We start from the raw sequence: 12,405 nt of genomic DNA on the forward strand, positions 1-12,405 counted from the left end.
GCATATTGCCTCTGTTTTTGTTTTATAATTTTTTGTTTTTGCGAATAAAAATAATACACGAAAACAGAGGCTTTTGCAACACAACAATTTGAAATTATTATGTAAATTCTGTAAATTATAAATTGATTTCAACACCCTTTAAAGGTAACTTGGCCAGAATATATTCTGACATTTCTTTTGCATAGCTGATTTGACTTTTCTCATGCTTTAATGCGTTGTAGACAGTTTCTTGTTTTATATCTTCCTCTTCACGCCATTGTTTTACACAATTGGCGACATGCGCATCTGCTCCAGCTCCTATTTGATTAAGCATTACATTCCAGCGTCTCATATCTTCTGGATGAAAATATTTTAATAATAAACCACTCTGATAAAATTGAGTGGCAAAAAAGACACCAACGAAATTGTAATCTAATTTCAGATATAAAGAACGACTACCATTTGAAATTGCTTCAATACATTCCTGAACACTTTTCTCACATTTCTCATATAAATTTATATTGTATGCGAGTTCCATCTTTAGATTTTTAACTGTAGAGGTTGTTCGAATTTTTTGTTGCCAAATTTCTTTAATAAAGAAGATAATCAGAGCTCCAATAAAACCAATAAAAGCACCAATACTTGCTGATAATGCAGATTCCCAAAAAGTCATACGTTCTCCTTTAAGTTGTAACGATGAGCTAATCCAGAGCATCCCCTTTGGATGCGATCGGCTTTAGCGGCTTGTTGAAATTAGATAGAGTATCTGCTTCATGTTTATTTTCTATTGTTGTTTTTGCCTTTCCATTTGAAACCACCACGACCAGCCCAATTGCGTTCATGTTGTTCTGGACAAACATAGTAGGTCATGACGGGAATAATTTTTGAAGAACATATGGTAGCCTTATCAATTAATGATAGTAATTCCTTTTCTGACATGTCCTTTGGATGTTTTATTGATTTTCTCGACAAGATTGCCTGCCCTAAGCAATTTTTAGATACAATCGTTACGAATCTTTTACATTTATCTACAGGTATACTACATTCTTTTAATTCTGGACTTCTTTTCTCTACACATGCAAGATTATTAATTGCTGAAATATAATCATTTAAAGTTGCTTCCCAATTATTTTTGTCATCTGCTACTGCTGAACTTAAACCAATTAATAAGAATATCATCGATAGTGTAATAACATTTTTCACATTAACACCTCATCTATTATTTTTTTCTAAACTTAACAAGTAGTTGTGCAGATTTGGATATCATGTAATTTTTAATGATATCGAACCTAATAAACAAAAAAATCTGATCTGTAATTCCATAACAACATCTCTGAAGCCTGTAAAGGCATTTCGACTGATCAACTCTGGTGGAAATATAATTGATTCAGGAAGAATCTGTCGGGATGTTCTTTATTGGAGATACACTTTTCAGCAGTTCAAACCAGAAAAATGCTTTTCTGAAATCTGTTAAATTGTGATCTATATATTATAAAAAACACTATGGGGAAATGTCTTTGATTAATGTTGGCAGGAAATAAAGTTGAACGCTCGGGCTCAACTACTGACTGAAGCATGCCAGCGCTGGAGCCAGTCCGTTGTGCAGACCGCTGTTAGAAAACATTTATATAAACCCGACCACGGCGCCATAAACTATCAGCAGCACTCCAAATACTTGTGTAGAAATTCCACCTACCACTAACTTGTGAAATTGTGTCTCTACCTTATCAATTTGCTTGTCGGTTTTAGTTATTTTTTCGATCAGAGAGGTTTCAGAAACGACGATCTTTTCGTTAAACTTTTTCTCTTTGTCTATCATTATTTGCCTATACTCCTGCATTTGCCTCTCAAGCTCTGCTATTTTCTCCTCGACGATATTGAATTGCATTATTACCGAAATGTCGCTACAGCTACTTTCATTCGAAAGTGAGACCATGAAGTTTCTAGTCACTGGTCTCTTGAGTAGTGGACAACGCTTAAAGCACCCAGTGAACCTTGCCAATAGATTTTTTTGTTCGAATAGCCTAATATTCTTGTATGTAGAATAAAGCACTATCAGACCACCAATAACTTGAAGGGTAGAACCAGCAATCTTGTTGATAACTAAAATCTTATCAGGCGCCAGGACATAAGCACAATAATGCATCCCCACAAGTATGGCAGTAAGCCAAACTGGCCAAAACTCAAGCCACAACCATCTTATCATTTTGATTTTATTCCTCTATTTATGCCTAACCAATAGCGTTTTATCAATAGTCCCGCATTGTAGCAAATGGATGTAATTTTGTACCGACTACAATATTAGTAAACAGTATAATATACAGATCGATATCAAAAAAGAATTCCTTATTCAACAATTTTGTTAGGAGACGTATTCTTCAGAAATCCGATACGGGGCACCTTCTTTGGAATCCAAACATTCCTTGATTGCATTTTCGTTGAAGATGGCAACATTGGTTGCCGTTGGATCCGAAGCGTAATCGCCCATTACGGTCGGATATTCTACAGCATCGAATCCGAACTGTTCCATAAGGTTTCGCAGTAGTTGCGTCGCTACATGTGGACTTGACTGGCCATCTGTGACTTTACGCTCAGCCAGGAGCACGAACTGGTTCAGGGCCGGAAAGTCCTTGCACATGTCCGGCGTAAGTGAGAGGACTTTGATTTGGATTTCTTGAGCCGCAAACCTTTGGACCCAGAAACAATTACCAGGGCTTGTTTGTGAAAGCTCGGCAACTAAAATCATATCCGTCTTTGCAACGTACCAAGCAAGTTCGCCCTCAAGATTGAAACGATTAGCTGACCGTTGAGGCGAGGGTCCAAAATCTGCCGGCGGCACACCGGAGTCATGCGACCTCGCGCGGTATAAGGTTCCTTCCAGACACACGGGCGTGCTTCTCTCCAGTTCATCAGTAATTGCCTTAAGGCCCCTCACTGCCGTGAAGATGTTGTCAGTCGCTTCTCTTGGTGTTCGGAATCGACCAGAAGCGAACTCTCGGTCGAGAAGATTTGTGAGTTGATGCACCTGGTTACCAATGTCGTCAGGATTGTCTGTACTCCATTCGTGAGCACGCCTTGTCTTGCCTCGAGTTAGTTTGATTCCGATCATGATGAATCCTAACAATTAATTATACAAATCTATTTATTTTATAAATTTGAATGATATCAGATCAGATAAATAGAAAATCTGATTCACCCGTTCTGTAACAATATTTCAAAAAGCAGTAAAGATATTTAAAAATAAGTTTTAGTAAAAATATAATTGACTCAGGAAGAATCTGCAAAAGTGTTCTTAATTGGAGAAAAAACACCCTCCTTTAAAATTCCTACACCGAAAATCACAGTACTATAAATTGTGGTGCAAGGCAAATAATCTCCCTAAAAAAAAATCAATTTAGTGGGGTCAAAAATGGTGTCACTTTTTTTTAAAAATGGGAATTCAAAGCTATTTTAAGAATCATTGAGATTTCAAAAAACCCTGCAACGAAGGGCTTGAAGCCATTTCATAAGGTTTTCGAAAAACCTATTTTTCGCCTGCTAAGCGAGTATGGGTGTTATAGTCCATCTAGAGTTCGAATCTCTATTTCTCCGCCACATTTTTATTAAAATTGAATTGCAGTTGTTAAGATCCAAACGTTAATGCCGTGATTCGGACTCTTGATTGAGGCATTTGAGTAGTGCATATATCTGAAGCTTAAATCAAAATCATTGATTTCAAAATTTGAGTTATCGCTTTCACCCCTTTTAAATGAAAGATTCTATTTATTCAACAAAAAACGAGAGTTTTTGTCTGGGGCTTTACAATTACTCGTTTTAAGAACATTCATGGATTGCTGTTTAACAAGCATTAACCCTTGACATAAAATTAAAGGTTGTTTATATCCTTCTAACAATTATGACAAGGAGATAATTTTATTTTTATATAATATTATTTAAAAAAATATGGATTTAAAACAGATACTTAAGAAAAATAAAGCCCCCTTTGTAAAAGAATGGTTCCGGGCAACAATTGATACATATCCTTCGCAAAGCGCAAAAATACTCGGCAAAGATGTCAACCGGTTTGACAATCCGGTTGGTGCGGCTACTCGTGAGACAATTGAAGAGGTCTTTAACCTCATACTAGAAGATTTCAATCAGGAAATGCTTGAAAAGGCGCTTGATCCGGTAATCCGTATCAGGGCGGTACAGGCATTTTCCGCTTCAGAGGCTGTCAGTTTTGTTTTTGCCCTGAAGGTAATTGGCGAAAATATTCTTGATGACAGCCTGATCAGAGAATTTGATAAGATTGTTGATAAGATTGCTCTGGCTTCCTTTAACAAGCTTATGAAATGTAAAGAAGAAATATTCCTTTTAAAGGCCACCGAAAGCAAAAGACGCATTCACAGGGCTTTTGAAAGGGCAGGTTTAGTAGCTGAGCTAACGGAAGAGGATCTCCTTGGCTCTAAAAAATCTTAACATGCGCGACAAAATTTAGGTTTGTCCTGCATAAAATAATAAGGTGGTTATAACATGAATCAAAAGTACTTGATCCCCCTGACAGCTGTTTTTCTGCTTTTTTTAATAGCATACACAGGTGTTGAGGGAGCAGGGCTTCAGTGGTTCTTCGGAATTGTTTTTCCTTATGTAGCGATTATTGCCTTCCTTGCCGGCTTTGTATACAAAGTTCTGGGATGGGCATCTTCTGCTGTCCCGTTCAGGATTCCGACAACCTGCGGGCAACAGAAATCTCTTCCATGGATAAAACAGAACACCATTGACAACCCTGATACTTCAACAGGTGTGTTTGTGCGCATGATTCTTGAAATATTTCTTTTCAGGTCTCTGTTCAGGAACACAAAAGCAGCGTTCAACAGAAATGTTTCAAACAGGCTATCCTATTCCTGGGAAATCTTTCTCTGGATAGGCGCCCTTGCCTTTCATTATTCCTTTTTGGTAGTAGTGTTAAGGCACTTCAGATTTTTTACCTCCCCTGTACCATCCTGTATAACAATGCTGGAGTATATTGACGGGATAGTACAATTAGGACTTCCCGGAATATTCTTATCCGGTGTTGTATTGCTTGCAGCAGCGTTATTCCTGCTTGCAAGGAGAATCTTTGATACCAAAGTGACCTATATTTCCCAGGCGGCTGACTATTTCCCGTTGTTCCTTATCATCGGGATTGCTGCAACCGGTTTAGCCATGAGATACTTTACAAAAGTTGACATTATCGGTATTAAAACGCTTACCATGGGCCTTGCAACCTTCAGCCCGACAATTCCTGAAGGTGTTGGCGGTCTTTTCTATGCCCATCTCTTTCTGGTAAGTATCCTTTTTGCATATTTCCCGGCCAGCAAACTGATGCATATGGGCGGAATCTTTTTAAGCCCGACAAGAAATATGGCAAACAATACCCGTGCAAAAAGACATGTTAACCCCTGGAACTATGATGTGAAAACCCATACATATGAAGAATATGAAGATCACTTCAGAGAAAAAATGATTGAAGCCGGTCTGCCGGTGGATAAGCCATTGGATAAAAAGGAGTAATAAATGTCTGACGAAATAAAACCGGATGAATTATTAGATAAAATAGATTATGGCCCCAGGTCAGGATCCGGGCCAGAATCAGAATCGGACAATTGGATGGATACGACGGCTTCGGTCCAGATCAGACCGGGAATGTACTGCTATGCGGCAAAGGCTGAAAGTGTAGAGACATTGAGCCTGCCCAATGCCAGGCCCTGGAATCCCCTTGAAGATGACTGGAAACTGCCGGATAACTGGCAGGAGATTCTTCACCAGGGAATCAAGGAACGCCTGGAAAAATTTAGAACATTCAAAGTATTCATGGATATATGTGTACGCTGCGGCGCATGTGCGGACAAGTGTCATTTTTTCCTTGGAACGGGTGACCCCAAAAACATGCCTGTCTTAAGAGCCGAGCTTTTAAGATCTGTCTACAGAAACGATTTTACAACTGCCGGAAAAATCCTGCAAAAAATCCCCGGCGGACAAAAACTCAATGGTGCAAGACCATTGACTCTGGATGTGCTCAAGGAATGGTGGTACTACTTTTTCCAGTGTACGGAATGCAGACGCTGCTCCGTATTCTGTCCCTATGGAATAGATACTGCAGAGATCACCATTATGGGACGGGAATTGTTAAACCTTATCGGTCTGAATATTGACTGGATTGCTACACCGGTTTCCAATTGTTTTCAAACAGGGAACCATCTGGGCATCCAGCCCCATGCCTTTAAAGACATGCTGGATTTCTTTGTGGAAGATATTGAAGATGTTACCGGCGTGGATTGTACTCCTCAAATAAATAAAAAAGGTGCTGATATCCTTTTTATCACTCCTTCCGGGGATGTATTTGCAGATCCCGGAACCTATACCTGCGAGGGATACATGATCCTGTTCAAGTACCTCAAAGATAAATATGGACTGGATGTGACCTGGAGTACCTATGCATCAGAAGGTGGTAATTTTGGTTTTTTTACCTCCCATGAGACTATGAAACGATTGAATGCCAAGATGTATGCTGAAGCCAAACGCCTGGGCGTAAAATGGATTATGGGCGGCGAGTGCGGTCATATGTGGCGTGTCATCAATCAGTATATGGATACCATGAACGGCCCTGCCGACTTCCTTGAAGAACCGGTGAACCCCATTACCGGGACCAAATTTGAGAATGCCAAATCCACAAAAATGGTTCACATCACAGAGTTCACAGCCGACCTTATTAAACACGGAAAGCTTGAACTTGATAAAAGCAGGAATGGCAACCGTATCATGACCTTCCATGATTCATGCAACCCTGCAAGGGGAATGGGTCTTCTGGATGAACCCCGGTATATTATTGAAAACTGCTGTGACGAATTTTATGAAATGCCGCCAAACACCATTCGTGAGCTGACATTCTGCTGCGGTTCAGGCGCTGGTCTGAACGCGGGTGAAAATATTGAGCTGAGAATGGCCGGTGGACTGCCAAGAGCCAATGCAGTTAAATATGTTCACGAAAAATTCGGTGTTAACACCCTTGGCACCATCTGTGCAATTGACAGAGCAGCCCTCCCGACTCTTTGTGAATACTGGGTGCCGGAAGTGGAAGTTTATGGGATACATGAACTTGTTGGCAATGCTTTGATCATGCCGGGTGAAAAGAAACGAACAGAAGACTTGAGGTTTGAACCATTACCCGGCGTAGAGGCAGAGGAGGAAGAAGATGAATAAAAGTTATATCATCACGGGACTTGTAATTTTTGTCCTGGCCGTACTCTCACCGTTCTGGTTTAATATGATTACAGACACCCAGGCGGCTCCTGAACCGGAGCTTTTGGGCAAAGCCAAAACAGAGAAAAAGTGCGTGCTTGAAAAATATGAAATGAGAGCCAATCACATGTCTCTCTTGGATGAATGGAGAGATTCGGTTGTAAGGAATGCTGACCGGCAGTACAAAGCTGCCAATGGTCATTCATTTAATATGAGCCTTTCAACAGGTGAAAATTCCTGTCTGGGCTGTCATGAAGATAAAGCGAAATTTTGTGACTCGTGTCATACGTATGCTTCGGTTGATCCCTACTGCTGGGAATGTCACACAAACCCCAAGGAGATTGAATGATGAAAAAGAGCAGAAGAAGCTTTCTTAAAGTAGCGGGTATTGCTGCCGTTGGTTTGGGTGCTGCTCCGGCAATGAACTTTGCTGCATCTGACCTTTCCGGTCCGGTTAAAAGCAGAAATGAAGACGGGCTTTCCGCCCACCGGTGGGGAATGGTGATTGATACCAACAAGATTACGGATGAAGTGGTTGAAAGTATTGTCGAGGCCTGTCATAAAGCCCATAATGTACCCGACTTCAATCATGAAGTGAATGAGGAAAAATTTCCTAATACGCGCCCTGTTAATCACAAACAGGAAGTTAAATGGATATGGGAAGAAGAATTCCACTATGCGTTTCCTGACAAGGAAGATGAATTTCTTGCAGAAAAATTTCATGATCTTCCCTTTCTTGTGACCTGTAACCATTGCAAAAACGCACCCTGTGTTAAAGCCTGTCCGACACAGGCGACGTTCAAAAGAGAAGACGGGATTGTCCTGATGGACTACCACCGCTGTATCGGATGTCGTTTTTGTATGGCAGCCTGTCCCTATGGATCAAGAAATTTTAACTTCAGGGATCCAAGACCGTTTATCGAAGAGACTGTCCCTGACTTTCCCACCCGTTCCAAAGGGGTCGTGGAAAAATGCAATCTTTGCGCTGAACGACTGGCCAAAGGTGAACAGCCCCATTGTGTAGAGGCAAGTGAAGGCGCAATTGTGGTGGGTGACCTTGAAGATCCTGAATCCGAGGTTAGGGCACTTTTAAATGAACATTATACAATCAGACGTAAACAGTCTCTGGGTACTGAACCCTCTGTTTACTATGTCATGTAAGAGGAGCGAGTATGCTTGAAATAGCTATTAAAGGAAGTAAGAATTACTGGTTATGGATAGTTCTTCTGCTCGCTGTAATGGGAGCAGGAGCGGTCGTTTATATTGACCAATTCATGAACGGCCTTATGATCACCGGCATGAGCCGGGATGTATCATGGGGCTTTTATATTGCAAACTTTACCTTTCTTGTGGGTGTTGCCGCAGGAGGGGTCATGGTTGTCATCCCCTATTATCTCCATGATTATGAAAAATTTCACAGGATCACCATTTTAGGAGAATTCCTGGCAGTTGCCGCTCTGATCATGTGTCTTCTTTTTATTGTTGTGGATTTAGGGCAACCCACCCGTATGCTGAATGTGTTGTTATACCCGTCACCCAAGTCAATATTGTTCTATGACATGTTGGTTCTGAACGGTTATCTTTTTTTGAACATCGTCATTGGCTGGAAAATCCTCGAAGCGGAAAGAAATCAGGTGGAACCACCTTTCTGGACAAAACCCTTGATTTATCTTTCCATTCCCTTTGCCATTGGTATTCATACTGTAACAGCCTATCTTTACTGCGGCCTTCCGGGACGCGGATTCTGGCTGACAGCCATTTTGGCACCCAGATTTCTGGCATCGGCATTTGCTGCAGGACCTGCCTTTTTGATCATTCTTTGCTATATTATCAAAAAATTCACCAAGTTTGATCCGGGCTGGGATGCCATGCAGACATTGTCCAAGATTGTCTGTTATGCCATTATTGCCAATCTGTTCTTCTTTTTGTGTGAAGTCTTTGTTGTCTACTATTCTAATATTCCCGGACATAAGTCCCATATCCAGTATCTGCTGTTTGGATACCACGGATACAATGCACTTGTGCCCTGGATGTGGACCAGTCTGACACTCATGGCAACAGGAGCCGTTTTCCTTTTGATTCCACAATTGAGAAGCAACAAAACCCTGTTGCCGGTCACCTGTGCCATGATCGTTATCGGGGCATGGATTGATAAGGGCCTGGGTATGATCTCTGGCGGGTTTGTGCCTTCTCCTTTGCACCATGTAACAGAGTACGCACCCACAGGGCCGGAAATCATGATTACCCTGGCGGTTTATGCCACGGGCTTCTTGGTTTTGACCATTCTTTACAAACTTGCAACGCAAGTTAAAGAAGAGGTTCGCGGATAGTTTGACCATTGGGGACAGATTTTATAATCTGCCCCCTTATTTTTGATCTTTATTCAGGGGAGTTTCTTTGATGGAACTCCCCTGTTTTTTATTCAATGACAGGCCGTGATTCATCAAACGATTGAACTCCTTATCAAAGAATGATAATTTCTTCTTCAATGACAGAACAACAAAAAACTTGTGCTCTACAAACTAATGATTCTTTTTTAGAACAAAAAAAGAATCAACTCTTAGTTGCAGTGTACGATACTGATTATCAGGCTGCCGAACAAATCTACTATGATATTCTCAGAGATACTGAAGCCAATTCAGAGTTCAATGAAAATACGGAAAAACTATTAAACCAGATACAGACCATCTTTAAAAAATTCAAACCTGCCCTTTTAAAGCATTGCACACCAAGGATCAAGGAATGCAATGACCGCCTTAAACACTTAATTTTAGCTGCCGCCAAACAATCCTCTGGCAATATCCGGCATGTGGATTTTCAGACATGGGAAGAAAAACTTGATTTAGACCATTGTCAGAAAGATTTGCTGTACAAAACAGCCATGACCTTTCAGTTGACCTGTGGGTGCAGTAATTTTTGCAGGCGGTGCAATGAATGGGCTTTACCAAAGGTAAGGTCGCATTTTTCCTATAAAGCCATCCTGAAAATTCTAAGCCATATGGAAAATCAACAAAATGATGAAATTTCCCTTTACGGTGCTTCCGATCCTCTGGATTGGAAACAGGATGACAAAACCATATCCGACATTATTGATTATCTGGGAAACTTGCCGATTGAATACAGCATTTTAACAAAGGTTCCAAAAAGGAAAGAACAGTTGTTAAAAAAGCTCTTAAAAATGGACTCAAACCTTTCTGTCAGCATCACTTCGAAAAATAAAGCCCGCATCAAAAAAATCGAACAGGAGCTTGGGAAGCCCATCAGCAAGCAGCATGACCTGGACGAACTGTTGATTCCTGCAGGACTTGACGAAGACTTTATTTCCATCAAGCCGTCAATAACCGATGGATATGGTACGGAAATAACACCCGACGGAGCTTTTATCATTATTCCCACTTTTACCAGCGCATTATATCCTTTTGGGCACAAAAAAATCCGGGTTACATCAACAACAAACTTTTTTCCGGTAAAAAAAACCGGCCGGAAGGCTCTTCTTGTGGATTATTTCAAACCCCTTGAAGGGTATGGCCTGAATAAAAACCGATATCATTTAGATCGCTTACTGGATGTACAAATAGAATCCATCATCCTTGATAATGGGTCAGACGAATTGACACCGCCGGGAATGAGAAGCCTTAAAGAGTATCTTTCCATATTTGAAGAAAAAGCAAGGTTTCAAAGGAAAAGAATGACGCCGACTGTACTGAAACGGTTAAAAAGACAATTTATTTCAAAGACTGCTTTCAAAGACCTGTCAACCAAAAACAAAGAATTCTATTTAAAAAAGATAAAGGCTCATCTGAATTTGTGTAAAAAAGCAGGCTGCCTGTCGTCAAAACTGTCTGCTGTCTCTTTTTTTCTTGGCTCCATATCTTACTATGTACAAAAAAATGCAATTAAAATAAAAATGATGCAATTTCTTTTAAAAGATGAGATAAAGACTCTCTCCGATACATACACTAACTTGGTTGCTCATAGATCCCCTGAAGATCTTTTAACCGACTCTGATATTGATTCTTTTGATATTTTCAGGTGTTACATTTTCTGTCTGCTTAACAACTCCACTGATAGTATCATGCTTAAATTTATTAAAACCTATCCATCAGCATTCGACCCTGTTGCCGACATCTTCGTTCAATAGTTCGTCGCCATATTAAAATTTTGGTAAAATTGATTTTATAGTTGACTTTATGGCTGTAAATTTCTGATACATATGATACATACCTTTTTATGCATAGACTGTCTGATAAAAATAAAATAAGTGGAAAAATATTTTTTCTGTATTAAATTATTTATTCTAAGGTACTTGATTTAATTTATTAATAAAAAAATAAGTGTACATAAATAAAATGATGCGATTAAAGAAAAATACAGCAAAGATGCTGTCAGGAATAATTCTGGCTTTTCTTGGGATGGTTTTATCTGGATGTGCTTATTCCGAAATTGTCACGAAAGACCTTCTCAATATACCCATGGTCCAAACAAAAAATATTAATAATGTGCGGGTTACCGTATACGGAATTTCTTTCGAGCGATTGGATACTGTAATAAGGATAAAAAAATTCGGCATACAACATTTAAATAAAAATACAACTGAAGTTAGCCATGGACTTTCATATGCATTAGAATACAATGAAATCAGCAGCTCTACAGCATTGGAATTGAAAATGATTTTAAGACGGCATCATTTTGACTCACAAAAACAATTCCAAATAGAGTACTCATCTGCTGAACCTATATTACCAAATAGCGACTTTAGGGCAATACCCAAAGAAATAGGACAGGAATTGTTCTTTTTAGCTCAAAAAACAAATCTTAATGACCACGAACCTTTTGAATGGCCGCTATCAAATTAGTTGCCGTTAAGTTGATCTTACCTTGGTATTGTGGGCACATAGCAAAGCTCATCTTTATAATTTTATCGAAGTGAGAGGCTTTACTTTTATCACTATTGAAATATATAAATTCATAGCAAATACCAAATGCATAAAATCTGGTATCTATATCAATTGAAAATTTTGAAATACAGCAATTCTCGGTGAGGATTTTTTTCATGCGTCAGTATGGTTTTCCATTAAAAGGTAAATATTTTTTTCGTAAACTATTGCCCAAATCTCACGCAAGTTATTGATATTACAGGAGAAAAAATAAGTCTAGACTTTGTCT

Annotated in this window: 13 protein-coding genes; 8 read left to right on the top strand and 5 right to left on the bottom strand. The window is 39.7% G+C overall.

All coding sequences use genetic code 11. The features are described from left to right. Positions 1-115 precede the first annotated feature (115 nt). The 5 genes from QAI40_RS14695 to QAI40_RS17205 all read right to left on the bottom strand — a co-directional run bounded on the left by QAI40_RS14695 (position 116) and on the right by QAI40_RS17205 (position 3,692). Positions 116-652 (bottom strand): hypothetical protein, encoded by a 537-nt coding sequence (locus tag QAI40_RS14695; protein ID WP_304511723.1) that lies wholly within the window; start codon positions 650-652, stop codon positions 116-118. A 104-nt stretch (positions 653-756) separates the two neighbouring features. Continuing rightward, a complete protein-coding gene (locus QAI40_RS14700; protein WP_304511724.1) occupies positions 757-1,182 on the bottom strand; it encodes a hypothetical protein in 426 nt (141 codons plus the stop codon). A 421-nt stretch (positions 1,183-1,603) separates the two neighbouring features. Continuing rightward, on the bottom strand, positions 1,604-2,185 hold the full coding sequence (locus tag QAI40_RS14705) for a hypothetical protein (protein WP_304511725.1): 582 nt from the start codon (positions 2,183-2,185) through the stop codon (positions 1,604-1,606). A gap of 156 nt (positions 2,186-2,341) precedes the next feature. Continuing rightward, on the bottom strand, positions 2,342-3,088 hold the full coding sequence (locus QAI40_RS14710) for an RES domain-containing protein (protein ID WP_304511726.1): 747 nt from the start codon (positions 3,086-3,088) through the stop codon (positions 2,342-2,344). A gap of 493 nt (positions 3,089-3,581) precedes the next feature. Then, positions 3,582-3,692 (bottom strand): acyloxyacyl hydrolase, encoded by a 111-nt coding sequence (locus QAI40_RS17205; RefSeq protein WP_442875396.1) that lies wholly within the window; start codon positions 3,690-3,692, stop codon positions 3,582-3,584. 229 nt (positions 3,693-3,921) lie between these two features. On the opposite strand from QAI40_RS17205, the gene QAI40_RS14715 reads away from it, so the two are divergent. The 8 genes from QAI40_RS14715 (at position 3,922) to QAI40_RS14750 (ending at position 12,095) form a co-directional block, all read left to right on the top strand. Beyond that, positions 3,922-4,437, top strand: a complete 516-nt coding sequence (locus QAI40_RS14715) for an RsbRD N-terminal domain-containing protein (protein WP_304511727.1) — start codon at positions 3,922-3,924, stop codon at positions 4,435-4,437. A 54-nt stretch (positions 4,438-4,491) separates the two neighbouring features. Beyond that, complete coding sequence (dsrM, locus tag QAI40_RS14720; protein WP_304511728.1) at positions 4,492-5,511, top strand: sulfate reduction electron transfer complex DsrMKJOP subunit DsrM; 1,020 nt, start codon at positions 4,492-4,494, stop codon at positions 5,509-5,511. 3 nt (positions 5,512-5,514) lie between these two features. Further along, a complete protein-coding gene (gene dsrK, locus QAI40_RS14725; protein WP_304511729.1) occupies positions 5,515-7,200 on the top strand; it encodes a sulfate reduction electron transfer complex DsrMKJOP subunit DsrK in 1,686 nt (561 codons plus the stop codon). Further along, on the top strand, positions 7,193-7,588 hold the full coding sequence (dsrJ, locus tag QAI40_RS14730; RefSeq protein WP_304511730.1) for a sulfate reduction electron transfer complex DsrMKJOP subunit DsrJ: 396 nt from the start codon (positions 7,193-7,195) through the stop codon (positions 7,586-7,588). Before dsrK ends, dsrJ begins: the two co-directional genes overlap by 8 nt. Further along, positions 7,585-8,400: a sulfate reduction electron transfer complex DsrMKJOP subunit DsrO gene (gene dsrO, locus QAI40_RS14735; protein WP_304511731.1), complete on the top strand. Its 816-nt coding sequence runs from the start codon at positions 7,585-7,587 to the stop codon at positions 8,398-8,400. The genes dsrJ and dsrO overlap by 4 nt, the downstream gene beginning before the upstream one ends. Positions 8,401-8,411: 11 nt before the next feature. Then, positions 8,412-9,569 (top strand): sulfate reduction electron transfer complex DsrMKJOP subunit DsrP, encoded by a 1,158-nt coding sequence (dsrP, locus tag QAI40_RS14740; RefSeq protein WP_304511732.1) that lies wholly within the window; start codon positions 8,412-8,414, stop codon positions 9,567-9,569. Between the two features lie 158 nt (positions 9,570-9,727). Then, complete coding sequence (locus tag QAI40_RS14745; RefSeq protein ID WP_304511733.1) at positions 9,728-11,380, top strand: hypothetical protein; 1,653 nt, start codon at positions 9,728-9,730, stop codon at positions 11,378-11,380. Between the two features lie 208 nt (positions 11,381-11,588). Continuing rightward, positions 11,589-12,095 carry a hypothetical protein gene (locus tag QAI40_RS14750; protein ID WP_304511734.1) on the top strand — a complete coding sequence of 169 codons (507 nt, stop codon included), beginning with the start codon at positions 11,589-11,591 and terminating at the stop codon, positions 12,093-12,095. The last annotated feature ends 310 nt before the right edge of the window (positions 12,096-12,405 follow it).

Source organism: Desulfobacula sp. (genome assembly GCF_030611305.1).
In the GTDB taxonomy this organism is placed as follows: domain Bacteria; phylum Desulfobacterota; class Desulfobacteria; order Desulfobacterales; family Desulfobacteraceae; genus Desulfobacula.